General features: G+C 37.8%; 25 protein-coding genes. 18 read left to right on the plus strand and 7 right to left on the minus strand.

Annotated elements, in window-relative coordinates:
• The first annotated feature begins 3 nt into the window (after nt 1-3).
• Together eboE and KYH19_RS04640 are read left to right on the plus strand one after the other, a co-directional pair.
• Nucleotides 4-1,173, plus strand: a complete 1,170-nt coding sequence (gene eboE, locus KYH19_RS04635; RefSeq protein ID WP_219077753.1) for a metabolite traffic protein EboE — start codon at nt 4-6, stop codon at nt 1,171-1,173.
• Nucleotides 1,174-1,177: 4 nt separating this feature from the next.
• Nucleotides 1,178-2,527: an alkaline phosphatase family protein gene (locus KYH19_RS04640; protein ID WP_219077754.1), complete on the plus strand. Its 1,350-nt coding sequence runs from the start codon at nt 1,178-1,180 to the stop codon at nt 2,525-2,527.
• Between the two features lie 91 nt (nt 2,528-2,618).
• Here KYH19_RS04640 and KYH19_RS04645 read toward each other — a convergent pair whose 3' ends face one another.
• The 5 genes from KYH19_RS04645 to fucP form a co-directional block, all read right to left on the minus strand.
• The gene (locus KYH19_RS04645) at nt 2,619-3,017 is read right to left on the minus strand and encodes a hypothetical protein (RefSeq protein ID WP_219077755.1); all 399 of its coding nucleotides are present in this window, start codon (nt 3,015-3,017) and stop codon (nt 2,619-2,621) included.
• 47 nt (nt 3,018-3,064) lie between these two features.
• Nucleotides 3,065-3,229 carry a hypothetical protein gene (locus KYH19_RS24135; RefSeq protein ID WP_255562551.1) on the minus strand — a complete coding sequence of 55 codons (165 nt, stop codon included), beginning with the start codon at nt 3,227-3,229 and terminating at the stop codon, nt 3,065-3,067.
• Nucleotides 3,230-3,339: 110 nt separating this feature from the next.
• Nucleotides 3,340-4,077, minus strand: coding sequence for a hypothetical protein (locus KYH19_RS04655; protein ID WP_219077756.1), 738 nt, complete (start codon nt 4,075-4,077; stop codon nt 3,340-3,342).
• Between the two features lie 1,034 nt (nt 4,078-5,111).
• Nucleotides 5,112-6,749: a UxaA family hydrolase gene (locus KYH19_RS04660; RefSeq protein ID WP_219077757.1), complete on the minus strand. Its 1,638-nt coding sequence runs from the start codon at nt 6,747-6,749 to the stop codon at nt 5,112-5,114.
• An 8-nt stretch (nt 6,750-6,757) separates the two neighbouring features.
• A complete protein-coding gene (gene fucP / locus KYH19_RS04665; protein ID WP_219077758.1) occupies nt 6,758-8,068 on the minus strand; it encodes an L-fucose:H+ symporter permease in 1,311 nt (436 codons plus the stop codon).
• A gap of 176 nt (nt 8,069-8,244) precedes the next feature.
• Here fucP and KYH19_RS04670 point away from each other — a divergent pair, with 176 nt between their 5' ends.
• Nucleotides 8,245-9,114, plus strand: a complete 870-nt coding sequence (locus KYH19_RS04670) for an AraC family transcriptional regulator (protein WP_219077759.1) — start codon at nt 8,245-8,247, stop codon at nt 9,112-9,114.
• Nucleotides 9,115-9,533: 419 nt separating this feature from the next.
• Here KYH19_RS04670 and KYH19_RS04675 read toward each other — a convergent pair whose 3' ends face one another.
• Nucleotides 9,534-10,493: a GlxA family transcriptional regulator gene (locus tag KYH19_RS04675; RefSeq protein WP_219077760.1), complete on the minus strand. Its 960-nt coding sequence runs from the start codon at nt 10,491-10,493 to the stop codon at nt 9,534-9,536.
• Nucleotides 10,494-10,627: 134 nt separating this feature from the next.
• On the opposite strand from KYH19_RS04675, the gene KYH19_RS04680 reads away from it, so the two are divergent.
• The 15 genes from KYH19_RS04680 to KYH19_RS04745 all read left to right on the plus strand — a co-directional run bounded on the left by KYH19_RS04680 (nt 10,628) and on the right by KYH19_RS04745 (nt 20,877).
• Entirely contained in the window at nt 10,628-10,957 is a 330-nt protein-coding gene (locus tag KYH19_RS04680) for a hypothetical protein (protein WP_255562552.1), read from the plus strand.
• Nucleotides 10,921-11,121, plus strand: coding sequence for a hypothetical protein (locus tag KYH19_RS24140; protein ID WP_255562553.1), 201 nt, complete (start codon nt 10,921-10,923; stop codon nt 11,119-11,121). Before KYH19_RS04680 ends, KYH19_RS24140 begins: the two co-directional genes overlap by 37 nt.
• Before the next feature lie 3 nt (nt 11,122-11,124).
• Complete coding sequence (locus KYH19_RS04685; protein WP_132402870.1) at nt 11,125-11,631, plus strand: DinB family protein; 507 nt, start codon at nt 11,125-11,127, stop codon at nt 11,629-11,631.
• Between the two features lie 15 nt (nt 11,632-11,646).
• Nucleotides 11,647-12,060 carry a hypothetical protein gene (locus KYH19_RS04690; RefSeq protein WP_219077761.1) on the plus strand — a complete coding sequence of 138 codons (414 nt, stop codon included), beginning with the start codon at nt 11,647-11,649 and terminating at the stop codon, nt 12,058-12,060.
• Nucleotides 12,061-12,405: 345 nt separating this feature from the next.
• Nucleotides 12,406-12,822: a VOC family protein gene (locus KYH19_RS04695; RefSeq protein ID WP_219077762.1), complete on the plus strand. Its 417-nt coding sequence runs from the start codon at nt 12,406-12,408 to the stop codon at nt 12,820-12,822.
• Between the two features lie 258 nt (nt 12,823-13,080).
• Complete coding sequence (locus KYH19_RS04700) at nt 13,081-13,458, plus strand: DoxX family membrane protein (protein WP_219077763.1); 378 nt, start codon at nt 13,081-13,083, stop codon at nt 13,456-13,458.
• A 99-nt stretch (nt 13,459-13,557) separates the two neighbouring features.
• Nucleotides 13,558-13,989 (plus strand): DUF2147 domain-containing protein, encoded by a 432-nt coding sequence (locus KYH19_RS04705; RefSeq protein ID WP_193425341.1) that lies wholly within the window; start codon nt 13,558-13,560, stop codon nt 13,987-13,989.
• A 6-nt stretch (nt 13,990-13,995) separates the two neighbouring features.
• On the plus strand, nt 13,996-15,015 hold the full coding sequence (locus KYH19_RS04710; RefSeq protein WP_219077764.1) for a YCF48-related protein: 1,020 nt from the start codon (nt 13,996-13,998) through the stop codon (nt 15,013-15,015).
• Nucleotides 15,016-15,166: 151 nt separating this feature from the next.
• Nucleotides 15,167-15,982: a DUF475 domain-containing protein gene (locus KYH19_RS04715; RefSeq protein WP_219077765.1), complete on the plus strand. Its 816-nt coding sequence runs from the start codon at nt 15,167-15,169 to the stop codon at nt 15,980-15,982.
• Nucleotides 15,983-16,078: 96 nt separating this feature from the next.
• Nucleotides 16,079-16,783: an HAD family hydrolase gene (locus KYH19_RS04720; RefSeq protein WP_219077766.1), complete on the plus strand. Its 705-nt coding sequence runs from the start codon at nt 16,079-16,081 to the stop codon at nt 16,781-16,783.
• Nucleotides 16,770-17,606: a phosphoribosyltransferase family protein gene (locus KYH19_RS04725; RefSeq protein ID WP_219077767.1), complete on the plus strand. Its 837-nt coding sequence runs from the start codon at nt 16,770-16,772 to the stop codon at nt 17,604-17,606. The genes KYH19_RS04720 and KYH19_RS04725 overlap by 14 nt, the downstream gene beginning before the upstream one ends.
• A 2-nt stretch (nt 17,607-17,608) precedes the next feature.
• Nucleotides 17,609-18,163 (plus strand): TerD family protein, encoded by a 555-nt coding sequence (locus KYH19_RS04730; protein ID WP_219077768.1) that lies wholly within the window; start codon nt 17,609-17,611, stop codon nt 18,161-18,163.
• 4 nt (nt 18,164-18,167) lie between these two features.
• Nucleotides 18,168-18,782, plus strand: a complete 615-nt coding sequence (locus tag KYH19_RS04735) for a TerD family protein (protein ID WP_219077769.1) — start codon at nt 18,168-18,170, stop codon at nt 18,780-18,782.
• 27 nt (nt 18,783-18,809) lie between these two features.
• Nucleotides 18,810-19,907 carry a toxic anion resistance protein gene (locus KYH19_RS04740; RefSeq protein ID WP_219077770.1) on the plus strand — a complete coding sequence of 366 codons (1,098 nt, stop codon included), beginning with the start codon at nt 18,810-18,812 and terminating at the stop codon, nt 19,905-19,907.
• A 7-nt stretch (nt 19,908-19,914) separates the two neighbouring features.
• Nucleotides 19,915-20,877, plus strand: a complete 963-nt coding sequence (locus KYH19_RS04745) for a hypothetical protein (protein WP_219077771.1) — start codon at nt 19,915-19,917, stop codon at nt 20,875-20,877.
• A 167-nt stretch (nt 20,878-21,044) separates the two neighbouring features.
• On the opposite strand, the gene KYH19_RS04750 is transcribed toward KYH19_RS04745, so the two are convergent.
• The gene (locus KYH19_RS04750) at nt 21,045-21,908 is read right to left on the minus strand and encodes a dienelactone hydrolase family protein (protein ID WP_219077772.1); all 864 of its coding nucleotides are present in this window, start codon (nt 21,906-21,908) and stop codon (nt 21,045-21,047) included.
• Nucleotides 21,909-21,952 lie beyond the last annotated feature (44 nt).

A 21,952-nucleotide genomic window follows, 5' to 3' on the forward strand; every position in this document is an offset into this window, starting at 1 on the left:
GCTATGAAATTAACTTCCGGACATTTAACCTTCTGTACCAATATTTATGCAGGCGAAGACTGGATGGCACATTTTGCTGTGTTAAAAGATAGTTTTCCAATATTAAAAGCACGATTATCGCCAGAGGCACCCATGGGTATCGGTTTGCGCCTTTCTAATCTCGCCAGTATCGAATTGCAGGAAGAAAATCACCTGGAAGCATTTAAACAATGGCTTGCACAGGAAGGTGGTTATGTTTTTACCATGAACGGATTTCCATACGGAGGCTTTCACCATACTAAGGTTAAAGATCAGGTACATGCACCAGATTGGACAACAGGAGAACGTGTTGAATATACACTCCGTTTGGCCGAAATCCTTTCACAATTGCTTCCTGCTGACATGGATGGTGGCATTTCAACATCGCCATTGAGTTATAAACCATGGTTTACAGCTACTGAAGCCAGAAAAAGTGCCACAGCTAGCGCAACCGCTAATATCATCAAGGTGGCCGGGGCTTTACATTATATACAGCGCCAAAGCGGCAAAGTGATCCATTTGGACATTGAACCTGAACCTGATGGTTTTCTTGAATCCGGCCCGGAATTTATCGATTGGTACGAAAATGTGCTTTTACCTGTCGGGAATGATGAAAGCATGATCAAAAACCACATCCGTTTGTGTTATGATGTTTGCCATTTTGCAATCGGTTATGAACCGCATACAGCCATCATCAACGAATTGCAGCAGAAAGGCATTAAAATTGGGAAAATCCAGATCAGTGCCGCACTAAAAGCTAAATTGCCGGCATCTGTTTCAGAAAGAACTGCGGTGTTAGCTCAACTGAGCCGTTTTGATGAACCCACTTATCTTCATCAGGTAATAGCCAGAAAAGATGACGGTCATTTAATTCGTTATCCTGATCTTAAAGAGGCCCTTGCAGAAGGCGAAAATCCAGTGGTAGCAGAGTGGAGAGCACATTTTCATGTCCCTATTTTTGTTGAAGATATGGGCCTGGTCCAATCTACACAATCGGATATTACCGAGGTACTAAACCTGCAAAAAAATAATCCTTTTACTGCTCATTTAGAAGTAGAAACCTATACCTGGGAAGTTTTACCAACGGCATTGAAAGCACCACTTAACGATTCTATCATCAGAGAGCTGGCCTGGGTTAAAAATTTATTATATTAAGAATATGCATAAAACTGTTGTTATCGATATTGTAGCCTTATCTGCTTCTGTAATTGGAGCACATACGCCTTTTCTTCAGAAATATATTGCCGAAAACCATTTAACAACTATAGAACCCTTATTGCCGGCAGTAACTACGGCAGTACAATCAAGTTATCTGACGGGTAAATATCCTTCAGAAAATGGTATTGTAGGTAATGGCTGGTACGATCATGCGGATGCTGAAATTAAATTCTGGAAACAGTCTAACAAACTGGTAAATGCTGAAAAAATATGGGATAAGGCTAAAAAGGAAAATCCTGATTTTACCTGTGCCAATATGTTTTGGTGGTACAATATGTATTCAACAGCCGATTTTTCGGTAACACCACGTCCAAATTATCTTGCCGATGGACGTAAATTACCCGATTGTTATTCGCAGCCTGCAGAACTGCGCGACCATTTGCAGGCTAAACTGGGGCAGTTTCCCTTGTTTCAGTTCTGGGGGCCTGGTGCAAATATTAAATCAACAAGATGGATTGCAGATGCCTCGATGGAAACTGAAAAGCTACATAATCCTACGCTCACCTTAATTTACCTGCCGCATTTGGATTATTGCCTGCAAAAGTTTGGCCCAGAGCTAGATAAAATCAGCACAGAACTCAAAGAAATCGATCAGGTGGTAGAAGAATTGGTGCGTTTTTACGAAAGTAGAGGTGCGCGTATTATCCTGCTTTCTGAGTATGGTATTGCACCTGTAAATAACCCGATCCATCTTAATCGTTTGTTCAGGGACAATGGCCTGATCCAGATTCGTGAAGAAAGAGGATTAGAGTTGCTTGATCCGGGCGCTTCTAAAGCATTTGTAGTGGCCGATCACCAGGTTGCACACGTTTATATTAATGACAAAGGCGTAACCGAGAAGGTAAAAGCCTTATTGAAAAATATAACTGGCATTGAATTGGTGCTTGATAAGACAGCACAGGAGAAACACCACATTAACCACGAGCGTTCGGGTGACCTGGTACTGGTTGCACAAGAAAACAGCTGGTTTACCTATTATTTCTGGTTGGATGATGCTAAAGCGCCAGATTATGCAAGGGTAGTTGATATCCACAAAAAACCTGGGTACGACCCTGTGGAAATGTTCATGACCTCTAAATTGAGGGCAGGGTATAAACTTTTAAGGAAAAAAGCCGGGTTCCGTTATGTAATGGATGTAATTCCGCTTGATGCTACTTTGGTTAAAGGATCGCATGGTGGTATTAACGGAGCTGAAAAGTTTAAGCCTGTTCTGGTTACTTCAAAAGCAATTGATAAAACCTTACATGCACCAGATATTTATCAGGTGATTTGGGATAGTTTAACTGTTTAAAAAGAACGACTGCTCTGCTGATCTGATAGCTATCAAATCAGCAGGACGATCGCATTTAATGAAGATTTTGTTTAGTTCAAGTTCTAATAAATTATTCTCTTACAAACCTGTATCCACAACCCTCAATACAGGGAGGATTAAGTTCAAGGGATTTTGCCGAAACTTTGTAATAAAAAGTCAACGGCATTTGGTAATTGTTGCTGTAAACTTGCATTTTTACACTGTCCAAAATCCTGAATGAAAATAAATTTGGAAAGGCATCTCCTTTAAAATTTCCAGCTTTATCTGCAGATTTTTCTAAAGTAAGATATTTAATTTCACCGTTTACTTTTGTGTACTTACCCGTTCCATTACCAATATCTGACATGGCTTCCGTCAGTTTCCATTTGCCGTAAACTTCGCCTGGCCCGTCATTATTGTTGTCTGATTTTTTGCAGGATACATAAATAACGCCAACAACCGCTAAAAGGAGTAATACTATCTTTTTCATAAAGCTTTAATTTACAGCTTATACGGTGCAAATGACGAAAACGCTACTTAATTAAATAATTTTCTGAATGCCAGGGGCGATACCTTGGTTTTTGCTTTGAATAATTTATTAAATGATTGCGGATGTTCAAAGCCACGCGATGAACCTGTAATAAACCAAACTTTATAAGCTGGAGCGGTAGTATTATCCTGAATTTCTTGTTGATATTCCATAATTTTCGACTTAAATAAATTGATAATCCAAAGGTGAGCATGGTTCAATGTTATTTTGTAGTCGAATTGAGGGCTTTTGTAGCCAAAATGAGAAAGAAAAAGGGAGTAGGTTAGCTTGATTTTAAAACAACCAAAATGAGTATAACAGTCAGTATGAGAATAAAAAAAGAAAATTTAAAATAAACAGTAAGAAAAGGGAATTTTTTTTCTTGCGCACCATAATGGATTAAATTTTCCTGAAGTTGTTGTACGTATTTTTCGTTTTCCTGTTGATCCCGGCTCAGCTGTTTAAAATCTTTAAACTTTTTAAAATCCTGTGATGTTCCCGGCACCAGTATCCAGAGTTTTTGATCAGTTTGCAGGTAGATCACATTTAACAACAAGGCATCTTTCTTGATCTGGTAGTGTTTAACATTGATGAGGTTATCCGCAACAACAGGACCATTTTCCCATGTAACGTTAATGCGGTGATATGCATTGTAGATAAAAAGTATACCAATGGCTATTGCTATGGGCAAGATAACTTCTTTGGTAAGGATGGAATCTACAATTTTAGGATAGGGGAGTGAATCGTAAGGATCAAGTTCTCCAATCAGCATCACCAGCATTAAAATATTGACCAGGTTGAAAACAAGACTTACTATAAAATAAGCTTGTTTTAAATCAGCACATTTTAGGTGTACTGGAAACATTTTCTGACCAAGGCCATAGGCTTCGGGGAGTACATCAGGGAAATTAGCAACTTCCTGTTGAAATTTTTTATTCCGATAACGGATAATAATGCCCAATACCACGATACAGAGAAACGCTATTCCGATAAACAGGTAAATGGTGTATTGTGAATTCAAATCGCTACAAGAGATTTAGATCTTACTGTTTCAAACTTTTGTAAAGACAAATACACAGGCATAAATGTTTTTCTGGTGCTTGTTTTTCGGTTGTTTAATCGTTAAGTTGTTTTTAAATCCATGGCCTGTGTCCTTACAGGCCATTAAAACACATTTTGTTTCGGTCTGTGGGAACACAGACCGAGGAGTTGGTTAATAACATTGGTGGGGACACGAACCATGGCGATGGAAAAATTCACGCTTTCGGTGGTAGTTTAATGATCTTTCATTTGGAGCGCAATCCCTGTGCAAAACAAGAAGTTTCTTCCCGTTTTCCGTTTTTACGCTTCGCTTCCTCGTGCCTCGTCGCTGCAGGGTAACACTTCAACCGGGGCTAGGTGGGCAAAGCAGCATTTCATTTTTGGGGCTGCAGGGTGAAGAATCCTTGTTGATTAAACCTGATTGAGCGGAATAGCCCGCAGCGCAGCGAGGACTATAAGCGAAAGCGGGGCTGTAAACTGCCAGGAGCCACAAGCCAATCATTTCCTAATTTTAATAAAACTCTTTCTTAATCGTCATTCTGAATTTATTCTATTTCGGTCTGTGGGAACACAGACCGAGGAGTTGGTAGTTTTTCGCAGATCAATTTGTTTTTATTTTTGCTCAAAAATGCTGGCGCATTTTGGAGTGCCAAAGTACCCAAAGCGCTTTGCGTTAAGTTGAAAGTATATGTCGTTCCAGAAAGCCAATGTTTGAAAAAACAAAGGAGTTCGAATAGTAGTTTTTGTTCGTAGGCGCGTCATTTCAACCTTAGTGTAGTACCCGAAGACTATGCGAAGCAAAATCTTTGAACTTTCAATAATCATTGTTCAAAGATTTCTCCATTTCGCTGTGCTTCAGTCGAAATGACGTTCGACTTTGGGAATCTGCCATTATTATTTGGCCGGGAACCTAATGTTTAATAATGGGTATTTTAAGCTTCCCACTTTCGTGATAATGACGACTTTCCTATTGGGGTCTGCCTCAGGCATCTTCCATTTTACATTGTCCATCTTTTAAAGGCTTACACCTCTTTTCCATGGGATAAAATCATCCTGGTTAAGTTGTACGGCTTTTGGAATTTCTTCGCCACTGGCCACTTTAATACAGTACTCCAATATATCTTCGCCCATTTCATTAATGGTTTTTTCGCCATTGATAACTGGTCCGGTATCGATATCGATAATATCACTCATGCGTTTGGCCAGGATTGAATTGGTGGCTACTTTAATGGTTGGGCAAACCGGATTTCCTGTTGGTGTACCTAAACCTGTAGTAAATAAAATTAAGGTTGCGCCGGCAGCAGCTTTACCTGTAGTGGCTTCAACATCATTACCTGGAGTACATACCAGGCTTAAGCCTGGTTTAGTAGCGGGTTCGGTATAGTCTAAAACATCTACCACAGGAGCGGAGCCGGCTTTACGCGCAGCACCAGCCGACTTAATCGCATCAGTAATTAAACCATCCTTAATGTTGCCCGGAGAAGGGTTCATGTAAAACCCCGAACCAACTTTATGTGCCAGATCATCATACTCAGTCATTAAACGGATAAATTTTTCGGCAGTTGGCTGATCAACAGATCTATCGATCATTTCCTGCTCTACGCCACAAAGTTCGGGGAACTCTGCCAATAAAACCTTTGCACCTAAGGCTACCAGTAAATCGGCACAGTAACCAACCGAAGGATTTGCTGAAATGCCGCTAAAGCCATCGCTACCGCCACATTTAACTCCCACACACATCTTGCTTAACGGCGCCGTCGCACGCTCTTGTTTATTAATGAACATCAATCCTTCAAAGGTATCGCGGATGGCATTTTGGATCAATTGCTCTTCGCTTTGTGCTTTTTGCTGCTCAAAAATTAAAAGTGGTTTATCAAAATCAGGGTCAAGTGCAAACAAGTCGCGTTTAAAATCTTCTACCTGCAAGTGCTGGCAGCCTAAACTTAAAACGGTTATACCGGCAACGTTGGGGTGATGGGCATAAGCCGCCAATAATTTGCTTAAAGTATCAGAGTCCTGTCGTGTTCCGCCACACCCACCATTGTGCGTCAGGAATTTAATTCCGTCTACATTTTTAAAGGTGCGGCTGGCTTTATCTACTTTAGGTTCAAAACTAATATGGTTAATGTCTTCTCCCTTTTCATAAGCCTGAACCAGTTTGTGGGTATAAGATTTATATTTGTCATCTACTGCATAACCCAACTCACTATAAAGCGATTCTTTAATAATATCCAGATTTCTGTTCTCGCAAAATACGGTAGGAATAAATAACCAATAGTTAGCGGTACCCACTTCGCCATTTTTACGGTGATAACCATTAAAACTGCGGCTGGCATATTTACTTACATCGGGTGCTTCCCATTTGTAATTAACGTTACGATAAGCAAATGGCTCTGCAGCATGTTTGGTATTCTCTACATTCATCCGCATACCAGCCTTTACCTCAAATTGTACCTTTCCAACCAAAACGCCGTACATCATTACCTCGTCGCCTGCTTTCATATCCTGCATAAAAAATTTATGCTTGGCAGGGATCTCATCAACAGTAACGTAGGTATTTCCTTCATGCGCTATTTTGGTGTCCTGAGGCAAATTCTGTAATGCAACCAAAACATTATCAGCGTTGTTAATCTTGATGACTAAATTTTTCATTGTCAATTTTATGCTTCTAAACTAATTTCTTTTTCAATGTGATTGGGTTTCCATCCTTTCCAGCCGAAGTAGAAAACCACTAAAAAGCATACAAATGGTACCAAATATCCATATTGTATATTGTGTGTGGCATCCGATATCAAGCCTAATATCGGCGGTAAAAAGGCGCCACCAACAATAGACATCACAATTAACGATGAGCCAAGTTTTGTGTCTTTACCCAAACCTGCTATACCCAGGGAGAATATGGTTGGGAACATGATCGACATAAAGAAAGAAACACCGATTAAAGCATAAACGGTAATCATTCCACTTGCAAAAATAGATACCAGGGTAAGTACAGCACTGATTAATGCATAAAGCATCAATAGTTTGTGGGCAGCTACGTATCTCATGAAGAAAGTTCCGGCAAACCTGCCAATCATAAAAGCCAGGCCTGCAGCACCAGCATACCATTTTGCAGCATCCTGACTGATACCTGCCGATGAGGTAACAAAACTGATGAATAAACTCAGTACGCAAACCTGTGCACCAACATAAAAAAACTGCCCAATAATGGCCCAACGCAAATGGCTATGGCCTAACACATGTGAAAAACTACTTTTTTCCTGTGCATTTTCTTCTTCTTTGATATCGGGCAGCTTGGTGAAAATAAATAGTATAGCGACTACAATAATCAGGATGCCTAAAATTAGATATGGCGCTTTTACCGTCGATGCCTCTTCGAGTATATAAGCCTGTTTTTCTAAGGGCAACATTTTCGCCAATTGCGCATCGGTATATTTTACTTCGGTAAAAATAAATTTACCGCCAAGTACAGGTGCTAAAAATGCAGCTAAACCATTAAAAGACTGAGAGAAATTTAAACGCTGGGTAGCTGTTTCTGGTGGGCCTAACACGGTAACATAAGGGTTTGCCGCTGTTTCTAAAAAGGTTAAACCACAGGCGATAATAAAAAGTGCACCTAAGAAAAAGATGTATTGTGCGGTATTGGCGGCGGGTATAAATAATAAACAGCCGATGGCAAATAAAACAAGTCCTAATATTATCCCGCTTTTATACCCGTACTTACGCATAATGTAACCTGCAGGTAGTGCCAATAAAAAATAAGCGATAAAAACAGATGAATCAACCAGGGTAGATTCGAAAACGTTTAGTTGAAAAGCTTTACGTAAATGCGGAATTAATACCGGATCGAGATTGTGGACAAAACCCCAGAAGAAAAAGAGACTGGTGACCAAAATTAATGGGAATAAATATCCCTTGCCGTTTTTTTGCGTATCTGATACCTGAAAGTTCGTTGATGGTGTGTGGCTCATGTTTTGTTTGGTTATAATGGTTTAAGCTGGTTCTTTTTGGTTAGTTGCTGTATTACAAATTAAATTGATAAGTATTAATAAAAATTTAACTTTATGATCTAATTATTAAACGATATTAGCTCGATTTTCTACATTGTAAAATAATTTTGCATATTAGATTGATTTTTTAAGATTTTATGAAACCGCATTTACTTAATGTATCTACCAATTCAGTAGATTCTTTTAGCGCCCGAAGAGATGTTTTGCCCGATATCAACAACCGTTGGCATTACCATTCTGCTTTAGAACTAATCTACGTTAAAAAAGGCAGAGGTACGCAGTTTATTGGCGATAGCATTAAAAATTTTAAAGATGGCGATGTGGTTTTGCTGGGGAGTAATTTACCGCACTATTGGCGCTTTGACCCGGAATTTTTTGATGAAAAGGCTTGCGAAACAGTTGATGTTTATGCGATTCATTTTAAGGAAGATTTTTTGGGTAAAGATTTTCTCGATCTTCCCGAAAATCAGGAACTTAAAAAAGTTTTACTTCAATCCACACAAGGAATTCAGTTACAAGGAATTTCTAAAGAAAAAATTGCCGTTTTGATGCCGCAGATTATCGAATCAACAGGTACAATGCGGATCATAAAAATACTCGAGGCATTAACAGAAATAGCCAATTGCGAAGAAAAAAGCACATTGGTTTCGTTAGGGTTTAAACCAAACTTTTTGGAGAACGAGAAAGATAGGATCCAATCTATTTATAACTATACCATTAGCAATTACAAGAATAAAATCGAACTGAAAGAAATTGCAGCAGTAGCAAAAATTAGCCCCAATTCATTTTGTAAATTCTTTAAAACTAAAAGCAGGAAGACGTATACACAGTTTCTGAATGAGATTAGAGTAGGACAGGCCTGTAAATTATTGATCGAAAATGATCTTACTGTGAAAGAAGTCTGTTACGACTGCGGATTTTATAATTTTACCAGTTTCCACAAATATTTTAGGGAAATAACGGGTAAAACCCCATTGAAATATCAACAGGCTTTTTCTAAACAATAATTACCATTAATAATAGTCGATTATAAGGCTTCCGTTTAACTGAATTTTACGAGTATTCTCGCTAATCCGAAACCAGAAAAAAGGGTAAATGTTTTGACTTGAGAAGAAACGTCAATTTTGATGACAGGAAAAGAACTGATTAAAATTTTTCATCATCGCTGGGAATCTGCTCAGCGGAGTAATAACAGTACAACATTAATCCAAAAGAGATAATATAAAATACGGCTGTGATTAAAAGGAATTTGCTCATATATAGATATTTGGTTAGTGTAATTATAAAGTTAAGTTATCTTAAATAGGAGAGGATACCGCATTTATTTTAAATTAATTATTAACATAGTTGATTTTTAGTGTTGAAAACTATTCATTTAGTTTTTTTGTTGCGCTAGTTACAAGTATACCTACCTGATATTGATGATTTATCTGGGCTGAAATTTCTCGCGGTATTGGGTCGGTGTCATACCTACTGATTTTCTAAACACTTTTCTAAATGCTTTTGGATCGTTGTAACCTGAATTATAAATCACTTCCGTCATTTGCTGTGCGGTTTGCTCTAATAATTTTTTTGCGGCTTCGATACGGGTTTGTTGCAGATACTCAATAGGGGTAATTCCAATCACCTGCTTAAAACGGCGTACAATATTTCTTCTACTGGAAGGAATATCTTTAATCATCTCTTCAATCGTAGCTACATCCTGATAATTATTTTCAATTTTTTCTTGTGCAGAAGCAACAATATCATCATTGTGATGACGGATAGGCTGGAAGGTGCTAAAGTATAATTGGTTTACGCGGTCCATATCGATTGCAAAAATCTTCGCCACCTTAACAGCCATATCTTTTCCGCAATGAAGCTGTAAAAGATGTAACAATAAATGAAAGGTAGAGGTTGCGCCACCACTTGTAAATAACCTGCCGTCTTGTGTTACCGTTTTATCAGCCTTTAAATGCACTAGAGGAAATGCTGTAGAAAAAGCAGAACAGGCATCAACATGGGTGGTCGCCGCTTTGCCATCCAACAATCCCGATGCGGCAAGTAAAAAAGCACCGGTACAAAAGGTAGCAATTTCTGCTCCTGCTGCATGTTGTTTATTTAACCATGGGATGTAGCTGCTGTTGGCACCAATGCAATCTTTTATATCATGGTTTGCAAATGATGGAATCAAAATCAGTTCAAACTGCCCGACATTTTCTAAGGGTATGCAAGGATGTGTGCTAAAATTATAATTTTTATCGTCCAAGCTAATTAAACTAATGTTAAATGGAGTTTCAAGTTCATCTTTGGTGTAAAAACCATTTACAGTATCAAATACATCTAAAATAGCCGCTATGCTTAATAATCTAAAGTTTTTGGGCAGTAAAACACCTACTTGCATCATTTGGTTAGAATTTAGGAATCATAAATATATAAAAATTGTCTGAAATGCCCCTTAAGATTGACTTTTACGGCAAGCCTGTTCACTCGAATTAACAACTAACTTTATTTCAGGTTAATTACTAATTATTTAACGATATGAAAACTACACCAACGAGTGGCAGAATGTGCGGCATTTTAGTATTGTACGAAATGCAAACAGATTTTTTATTAAGGGCTTTAGATGGCATAGCGCAAAATGATGCCCAAAAAAGATTAGATACCAAAGCCAACCACATCGCCTGGATTACGGGCAGTGTAGTGCAGGGGCGCTATTTTCTGGCTAAATCGTTCGGTATCGATCTTCTATCCATCACCGACGAACTTTTTGCCAATAACAAGGGCATTATCGATGATGCAGTTTATCCTCCGCTTGCAGATTTTATAAAAGATTGGAAAACATTTCTCCAAAGCTGCAGGAAGCTTTAACCCAGGCTACGGATGAAAAACTGGAAGAGAAACTCAACATACCTGGAATGGAAATTACCCTTTTCGAAATGATCAGTTTTAGTAGCTACCGGGAAGCCAACTGCATCGGACAAATTGCCCTGTGGCGTAGGTTATTGGGCTATCCAGGAATGAATTACATGTAAATTATGGAAAAAGTAATGAATGAAGCCAACGAAACCTTATTGGCATTGGAAAACGCTTTCTCAAAATTTGATACCTCATTGGTGAATAAAGTGCCTTTTGAAGGCAGCTGGACAGCAGGTCAATTGGCTGAGCACCTGGTTTTGTCGAATTCGGGCTTTTTACAGGTCATCAATGGTCCTGTAAGGGAAACAGATAAACCAGCCGATTTTATGGTAGCGCAAATTAAAAAGGATTTTTTGAATTTCAATGTGAAGTACGATTCGCCTAAAGAAATCTATCCTGAAAATAGAGCCTACAACCCGTCTGAATTATTGGAAAATTTAAGGCAGATCAGGGTGGGGATATCGGAAGCGGCGGGAAACCTGGATTTAACTAAAACCTGTAGCGCTTATGAACTGCCCGGTTACGGTTTTCTTACCCGTTTGGAAGCTGTTTATTTTGTGATCTATCATACACAACGACACGTACATCAATTAAAGAATATGTATAGCCAGCTATATAACAATTGATTTTTAACTAAATTTATGAGAAACAACAGGCTTAACCTATTAAATCCCTATATCGGTAAATGGAAAACAGAAGGTTTAACAAAATCGGGTGATATAATTGCCGGAACAGATATCTACGAGTGGGTTGATGGTGGCTTTTTCTTAACACACCGGGTAGATATCCTATTCGGTAATAAAAATGTCCAATCTTTAGAAATCACACATTACGACGATATGGAAGATGTTTTTAGGTCGCAATCGTTCGATAATGCAGGTTGTATTTCGATATCTACCCTTAAAATTTACGATGATATCATTTTAATATTTGCTGATAAAGAAAGGTTTAAAGGGAATTTTAAAGCCAATACCATCGAAGGGATCTGGGAACAATTTGATGGCAAAAACTGGGTGCATTGGATGGATATAAAGTTGACGAAGATAGAACCTTAAATACAATGAAGAATCTTGATGAAAATTTGCAGGGATATGGTAAAATAAGTAAAAGATTCTTCGTTACGCTATCATTGACAGATTCAATAGAATCGTCGTCATCTCGACTGTAGCGCAGCGAAATGGAGAGATCTATTTAGTTAGATTTAGCTTCGCTGAGCACTTCGTGGTTCTCGACTGCGTTGCACTCCGCTCGAAATGACAGTAACTTGAGGGGGATTTTTACGAGTAGATTAATTGCTGTCAATCATATTGATTTTATAAAACAAATTATCCCTTAGAGTAACAACCCTCAAACTAAAAACTAATATAAAACCAACCCGAAAGGGATAAAACAACAAAACAATGGCAACACTTAACACTTATTTAAATTTTAATGGGAACACCGAAGAAGCATTCAACCTTTACAAGTCAGTTTTTGGTGGCGAATTTTTGGTAGTGCAACGTTATAAAGATTCTCCGGGATGCGATGGTATGGCTGTGGGCGATCAGGAAAAATTGATGCACATCGCCTTACCCATCGGTGGCAATATTTTAATGGGTACCGATATTACCTCCCCAATGCCGCCAGCCACTTTGGGTACGGGCATTTCACTATCTGTTGATGCGGTAAGCGAAGAAGAAGCACATACACTTTTTAATAGCCTATCAGCCGGAGGAACAGTAACCATGGCTTTAGAAAAGACGTTCTGGGGAGCACTTTTTGGTATGACTACAGATAAGTTCGGGATACAATGGATGGTGAATTATGATTACAAGTAAGTAGGGAGTCCAAAGTCTGTAGTCGTGAGTCCTTAGTCCAAGATTACTAATAGAATAATGACTAATCATCAAGGACCAATGATTAATCTACGAATGAAACTAATGGCCAATGAACTAATTAATAAGTCTTGGGATTTGGAGTCGACTGGCCGATTAAACCATGAACCATTAAACTATCAACTATTGAGCAATCTACCAATGAACAATTGAACCAATAAATTTTATTATTTTTAAAATACAAACTAAAAATTAACCACTATGAAAATTGCAGTTATTATTGTACGCGTGCTTTTAGCCGCCATGTATCTTTTTGCTTCTGTAAGCTATTTTCTTAATTTAATGCCGAAGGCTCCGGAAATGACAGCGGCACAAACTAGTTTTATGACTGGCGTAATGGCATCTGTTTATTTAATGCCCTTAATTAAAGTTACAGAGTTAATAGGTGGGATACTTCTGCTTATTAACCGTACAGCACCTTTGGCCGCATTGGTTATTTTCCCGGTTACCTTAAATATTTTTCTTTACCATGCATTTTTAGGTCCGAAAGATTTACCTATGGTTGGCGTGATGCTTATATTTAATTTATTTCTATTTTATGCGTATCGTGCTAAGTATCTGCCGATCGTTTCAAAGTAAATTTTAAATTTTTTAAAATTTCATACTTTTTCTCTTTATTTGGTGTTTCGATATAAGGTGTAATTCATTATCTTTAAAAACTAACTAGAAATAAAAAATATGAGAAAGTTCCCATTGTTAATGCTGCTTTTTGTTGCAGTATCGTTTTCTGCATTTGCACAAAACAAAGATGCTATTGTAGGCAAATGGCTTAATCCATCGGGTGAAGGGCAAATAGAAATTTACAAAAAAGGCGAGAAATTTTTTGGGAAACTGGCCTGGATAAAGGAGCCAAACATCAACGGTAAGCCTAAACTGGATGTTAACAACCCTGATGCCAATCTGAAGAAACGTGCTTTATTAAATCTGGAAATATTAAAAGATTTTGTTTATGATGATGGCAAATGGACGGATGGAACGATTTACGATCCGAAAAGTGGCAAAACATATAGCTGTAACATGTCTTTAAAGAGTAACGATGTGTTAAATATCCGCGGATATGTGGGTATCTCACTTTTAGGACGATCTGAAACTTTTAGACGGGTTAAATAAGAACAGATGAAGAAATTAATATGGTGCCTTTTATTGGCACCTTTTTTTTGCGCCGCGCAGTCGTATTCCATAAAACCCCTGAATGAGCATACTAAGACCAGTTTACGTGGATTAAGTGTCGTATCAGATCAGGTTGCCTGGGTAAGCGGCAGTAATGGATCAGTGGGTAAAACCACTGATGGCGGCAAAACCTGGACCTGGATAAAACCCAAAGGTTACGAAAAAATCGATTTCAGGGATATCGAAGCTTTCAACGATAAACAGGCTATTATTGTGGGCATTGCTTCGCCGGCCTATATTCTGAAAACCATTGATGGTGGCGAAACCTGGACAGAAAATTATAAAAATGTAGATTCAGCAATATTTTTAGATGGTTTGAGTTTCTGGGATAAAAATAAAGGAGTCATTTTCGGCGACCCTATTAATGATAAAATGCAGTTGCTTAAAACGGTAGATGCAGGTAAAACCTGGGAGAATATCTCTTCAAATTTAAAAACCAGTTTAACCAAAGGCGAAGCCAGTTTTGCCGCCAGCGGAACAACCATTAAAACATTACCGGGTGGCAAAACCTGGATTGCTACTGGTGGAACAGTAGCTAACATTTACTTTTCACCCGATTATGGACAAAGCTGGCAGATATTTAAATGCCCTATTTTACAGGGCGAGGGGAGTACCGGTCCTTTCTCTATCGATTTTTTAAACGAAAAAACAGGTATAACCGTCGGCGGTAACTACTTAAAAGATAAAGAAAATTCGAATAATGTGCTTTTAACAAGCGATGGAGGCAAAACCTGGAAAAAGCCAATTTCGCCTGTTTTAGGCTTTCGATCGGCTGTAACCTATATTAATGCTAAAACCATAATTGCAACGGGTACTTCAGGCACAGATATTTCTACAGATTGCGGCCAGAACTGGAAACACATTTCAGATCAAAGTTTTAATGCTGTTCAAAAAGCCAAAAAGGGTAAACAAATTCTTCTAGCAGGAGAAAAAGGTAATATCTATCAATTGGAGGTTAGCAAATAAAATTTCAGCCCTATAACGTAACAGTTTTATTGATTAAGTATCTAATCAGTAAACGATTCAATAAATAAAAAAGATTGACGCATTGAGATTGATAAAATTTTGTTTCTTTGCTGTCAACTAAAACTTTAATTTAAACATACACACTCGTTCAATGGATTTTTTGCATACAATTTTAGGTGATGATATACAGGCCGGATTATTAATTATTTTAAATTTAATTGTGATCGAAAGCTTGCTGTCGGTAGATAATGCTGCTGTTTTGGCAACGATGGTAATGGATCTGCCAAAATCGCAAAGAGAAAAGGCTTTAAAATACGGCATTATCGGTGCTTATGTTTTCAGGGGTATTTGTTTATTCCTGGCAGCATGGTTGGTTAAAATCTGGTGGTTAAAACCACTTGGTGGTTTATACCTGTTATACCTTGCTTTCGATTATTTTAGAAAAAAGAACAGTAAAAAGAATGAGGAAGAAGAGGAAGTAGATAAAAGCAAAAGCTGGATTTATAAATCGACTGTTGGTTTAGTGGGTACTTTTTGGGCTACAGTTGCTTTGGTAGAAGTAATGGATTTAGCCTTCTCTATTGATAATGTTTTTGCTGCAGTGGCTTTTACCGATCATATCTGGTTAATTTATATCGGCGTTTTTATCGGGATTTTGGCCATGCGTTTTGTGGCGCAGGCTTTTGTAAAACTGATGGAGAAATTCACCTTTTTAGAAACAGTGGCCTTTATCGTAATTGGTGTTTTGGGTATTAAACTTACCTCTTCATTATTTACGCATTTTTATCCCGAGTCGCCAATTTCTCATGTTATTGAAGGAGAAAAAACAGATCTTTTTGTTTCTGTTTTTACCGTAGCGATTTTCATTATACCTGTATTAACCTCTCTTTTGTTCAACTATCCTAAAAAACACAAAAGCGACATTGTTATTTCTGAAGAAGCCGGAGAAGTATTGGATAAGTCTTAAAGCTTATCTGTCATAAATCTTACAATCAACCGTTTCTGATTATACAACCAAATTTGTAATATTAGAATCTATTAACAGATTAGTAAACAAGGTGCAATGGCTTTTTACAAACATTACTCATTCGATCTTTGGTTAACGTTGATTAAATCTAATCCAACTTACAAGCAGGAACGGGTACAGTATTTTTTTAGGAATTTTAATGGCAAGCATAAAAGCATTGATGAAATTGCCATCACTTTCCGTCAGGTAGATTTAATGGTAAACGCCATTAATGAAAAAGCCGGTAAAAATGTTGATGCTGAAGAAATGTATTTAATGATCATCAGTATGATCAATGATTACGATTTCAACTTTAATGATGTAGATCTTAAAGTACTCGATCATGACATGGAGCAGATCGTATTTGATCATATGCCAAAGCTTTACTGTGGTGATTGTTTGGATGTACTGGCAAAAATTAAAGAATCGGGCAAAAGCTCTACCAATATATTGAGTAACACGGGTTTTATTAAAGGTAAGACCTTAAAAAAAGTAATTGAACATTTAGGTATTGGTAAGTTTATCGATTTTCAGCTTTATTCTGATGAAGTGCGTATGTCGAAACCCAGTGCAGGTTTTTTTCAGTTGATGTTAGACCGCATCGACAGAACAAAACACCCCGGATTATTGTTAACAGATGTCATCCATGTTGGAGACAACCCGCATGCTGATGTTCGCGGAGCAGAAGCAATGGGGATTAATAGTATGCTGATCAATTCAAACAATTTATCTATCTCAAACCTACTCTATGATACCGTATAATTTCTCACTCCATAAAATAGACAATACAGTCGATTTTGGCTTTAGTGCCGACGATTACAGTCGCTTTAAGTTTGGCGATGACCTTGTTGCCAGATCTTTTGGGAAAGACCTCGCTGATGGTTTTATCAGGTATTACCTGGCCGATAATCTAATCACTGGTCAGATTGTGGTCATTTCCAGTCCTTATAGTTTTATTCCTACGGCAACTTTTGCCATGAAAAACTATTTCGTTTGCCAACTTAACCGTTGGCTGGTCGAAAATGGTGGTTTAGCAGTACAGGAAACCAAAGTGCACAGAACCATTACCTACAAAGAAGATTACGGCGAACTAAGTGCTGAAGAACGACTTTCGCTAATCGGAAACGATTCGTTTCATATCGATAAAGATTTTCTGGTGGGTAAAACCCTTTTGTTTCTGGATGATATCAGGATTACCGGAAGCCATGAACGGATGATCTTAAAAATGGCAAAAGAATATGGTTTAAAAAACGAAATGCATATGCTTTATTTTGCCGAACTCGTCAATAAGAATATCCATCCCAACGTAGAGAACTTTCTGAATTACCATCAGATCAAATCTATTTTCGACCTGGAAGAAATTATCGATGGTGGCAATTTCACATTCAATACCCGTATTGTGAAATACATTTTAAATAGTACCTCGAGCAGTTTTACCATTTTTTTAGAACGCCGGAGTACCGATTTTATCAACCAGCTTTACGATTTATCTCTGGGGAATAATTATCATACTATAGAGGCGTATTCCAAAAACTTACATCTTATAAAAGACTATATCAAAAACAACAATTATAAATTAATTTAAATATGGCTATTAATTTGCAAAAGGGGCAAAGAGAAAATATCGATGCTCCTAAATTTACAATAGGTTTAGGTTGGGATACCAACAGCTCTTCGACCGGTTCTGCATTCGATTTAGATGCTTCAATTTTTTTACTAAACGATCAGAAAAAATTAATTTCAGACGAAAACTTTGTATTCTATAATAATTTGGTTTCTCCGGATGGTTCCGTAGAACATACAGGTGATAACTTAACCGGCGATGGCGATGGCGACGATGAGCAGATTAAAATTGATTTAACCAAAGCTGATGCTAAAGTAAGCGAGATCTGTATTGTGGTAACCATTCACGATGCTGACAACAGAAGACAGAATTTTGGCCAGGTTAGAAATTCTTTCATCCGTATTTTTGATGCGGTAACCAATGAGGTGGTCTTAAAATATGAATTAGAAGAAGACTTCTCTATTGAAACAGCCGTAGAATTCGGAAGGATTTACAAACGCGAAGGCAAATGGAAATTTGAAGCCGTTGGCGTAGGAATGAAAGGTGGTTTACAAGATTATTTAAACAAATATCAATAATATTATGGCAATCAATCTTCAAAAAGGACAGCGCATCAGTCTTGAAAAAAGCAACGGCAGCAAACTTCAGAATGTTTGTGTAGGTATTAACTGGGGTGCTATTGAAAAGAAAGGCCTTTTCGGTTTCGGATCTTCGAAAGAAGCGGTAGATTTAGATGGAAGCTGCGCATTATACAATGAAAACAAACAACTTTTAGAGGTAGTTTATTTCGGTAACCTAAAATCTAAAAACGGTTCTGTAAAACACAGCGGCGACGATTTAACTGGCGATATGGGTGGCGATGATGGTTTAGATAATGAGATCATTACTCTTGATTTTTCACAGCTGGATGCTAATGTAAATTATGTTGCCTTTGTTTTGAACAGCTTTAGAGGTCATGATTTTGGTACCATTCCTTTTGCTTCCATCCGCATTTATGAAGGCACAACGAAACGTGTTAATGAGGTTTTTGCTAAATTCGATATTGCTAACGGAGCAAATTTTGCAGGTCACGTATCAATGGTGATGGGTGTTTTTTACAAGAAAAACGGTGAATGGAAATTTAATGCCATTGGCGAACCAACCAAAGATAAAAAACTGGAAGATACCGTTAAAACTGTCAATCAAAACTATTTATAAGCCGTAAAGCTGGTAATTAATCAAACTATGGAAACCAACCCAAACGTTACCCAAGCCCTTACTCCGGTTAAACTGGACAAAGACGGAAATGTTGACCTCGAAAAAATAACAACCGAGGAAACGCTTAAATACAATGAAATTGGAAAATCGTTAGAGCCATCAGATGTAAATTCGATCCTGAATTACGGAAGCGATGCCCAAAATTCAATGGAGAAATACAGTAACGAGTTTTTATCGTCTGTACGTACCTACAATAGTGGCGAAGTTGGCGGTTTAATTAACGAATTGTTAACCGAATTGAATTATATTGATGTTTCTGAATTGGAACAGAGCGGCTTTAAGAGTTTCATCTCTAAAATCCCGTTCTTAAAAAGTTTAGTAGTTGACGTGAAGAAACTTTTTCAGAAATATGATGTGGTGGTAAATAATATAGATAAAATTACCAACAAGATTAAAGCTGGAAGGTTAAATTCAATTAAAGATAACAGTTCGCTGCAAACCATGTTCGATAGCAATGTTGGTTACATCCACCAGATGGAAGAACTGATTATCGCTGGTCAACTAAAATACAACGAATTGAATATTAAACTGGCCGAAATGGAAGGCAGGCCGGCAGATTACCAGGACTATGAAATCGCCGATTTAAGGGATTATATTAGCCGTTTGGATAAAAGGCTGGCTGATATGAAGATCGTGCGATTCATTATGTTGCAATCTTTGGCGCAGATCCGTGTGGTGCAGAACAATAATACTTCAATTGCAGAAAAAGCACAATCGATTGTTTCTACCACTATTCCGGTTTGGAAAAATCAATTAACCATTGCTGTTGCATTACAAAGGCAAAAGGCCAATGTAGAGATGCAGAAGAAAATTTCGGATACCACCAATACCATTTTGCAGAAAAACGCAGAGATGCTGAAACAAAACAGTATTGATGTAGCCAGGGAGAATGAAAAAACAGTAGTATCTTTGGAAACCCTAAAACGAACCACTTCATCGTTGATTGAAACGCTTAATGAGGTGAAACAGATTCATGAAGCAGGTGCACAAAGCAGGCGTGTGTTAGATGGCGAACTTAAAACTTTGGAAACAGAGTTGAAAAAGAACGTTACGAGGGTGAGTTAATAAAAATATGGATGAATACCGTTTAAATATTCTCAAAAAATCAAGCGCAGAGATCAACCGTTTACAGTTGCTCTCTGTGTTTTTTGATGATGAGGTGATTTATAAAATTTACTTACGTAGTCAGGTTATTCATCAGCTTTTTGCTAATAATGAAGAGCTGGAGATCGAAAAATTAGATCTTTTCCATCTTCAATTTACCGATAGTGTAGTTGAACTGCTCAAAAAGATTAAAAAGAGCAATGAGAAAAATGTATCGCTCATTTACGATGAAATTGACCTGAACGAAGAACTGATCGATCGGATGGCAAATACGCTCGTTGATCAGAAAAGTTTTCAGCAGGATAAACAGAAACAGTCACTTAAAATTAATTTATCGCTACGGAAGCTGTTTAGTGTATTGTCTGAGCTCAGTTCCGATTTCCCATTTTCTAAAAATATCAACGTTTTTAGTTCTAAATACGCCAACGATTTTTATTTCGATCTCACTACGGATCAATTTGCCAAACTAATTGATTTTCAGGATAAACAATTATATACCAATGTGTATGCAACCATCGAGAAAAAACTGATGGGTAAATTGTGTAAATACGATTTTCGGACTGAGTTTTACATCGGCTTAAAATCAGGTGAACTGGTTATAGAAGTCTATAAGTTTTTAGATATTGACAATTATTACCTGTTTTTCCCAAGCAGAAACCTGTTTTTATTCTGCGATTTAACCATTTTGAAAGATTTGGATATGTCTAATAATCTTTCGGAACGCGAACGGATTGTACAGGAACTGCAATATAAAAACGATAAACTGAAAAGTAACGCTGCGGTTTTAAAAACAGCAATTCCACACGAGGTTGTTAATTTATTAGAAGATAGTTACCATAAAATATCTGATATTAATTTCCTGAACCACCTCAATAATTTCGATGTGCAATCGAATATTTTGAAGACGATGCTGAAGACGGACTTGTTTTAGGTTGGTTTTTACCACCTAAGACATTTGAGCGCAGCTTAGAAGTGTCTTGTCGATCAATTATCACTATCGCAAGAAATCGTCATTGCGAGGAGGAACGACGAAGCAATCTTACAACGCTGGGCTGAAAAAGCCTTCTCGCAATGAAGATCTTATGATAGAAATTATTACTACCGCGTCAACACCGCCAATTTATGCTTAAACAGATCAATTGTTCTGCTCCAGGCCAGTTTTGCGGCAGCTTCGTTATATCTGGTAGGTGAGGTATTATTGTTAAAGGCATGGTTTACACCATCATAAATGTAAATTTTGTAATCAATTTTATTTTCTTTTAAAGCCTGCTCATAAGTTGGAATTCCGGCATTAATGCGTTCATCCAGGCCGCCATAATGCAGCATTAAACTCGCTTTAATTTTAGGAACATCTGCTGCATTGGCCTGTGCGCCATAATATGCTACAGCCGCCTGCAATTTCGGATCGTTAACCGCTAATTTATTGGCCATTCCACCGCCCCAGCAAAAGCCCACACAGCCTACTTTACCATTGCCGTCTTTTCTGTTGCATAAATACTCCAGGCCTTTTAAATAATTCTGTAAGTTTTTTTCAGGATCTAATTTACCGATCAACTCGCGTCCCTTATCTTCATCTGCCGGTGTTCCGCCAAGTGGAGAAAGCGCATCAACACCAAGCGCCAGGAAACCTTCGGCGGCAACACGTTTGGTTACATCAATAATATGTGGATTTAAACCTCTGTTTTCATGAATTACCAGTACACAGCCTAAGTTCTTTTTGCCTTTTGGTTTGGCCAGTACAGCTTTCATTTCACCATCAACACCAGCGTAAGTAATATTTTCAACATCGATATCATCACTGTTAAAATCTGCTGCAGCGGCATAGTTATTCTCCAGCATCGGCAGAATAGTCATGGCTAATGCGGTGCTGCCCGCCAGGATAGCCAGCTTTCTCATAAAATCTTTTCTGCTAACCTGACTGTGGGTATACTCATCGTACAGGTTGATTATTTTCTGATCCATCTTATTGATTTTGAATTAATATACAATATAAAAAAGGATGGCGA

Source organism: Pedobacter sp. D749, from assembly GCF_019317285.1.
Lineage (GTDB): Bacteria > Bacteroidota > Bacteroidia > Sphingobacteriales > Sphingobacteriaceae > Pedobacter.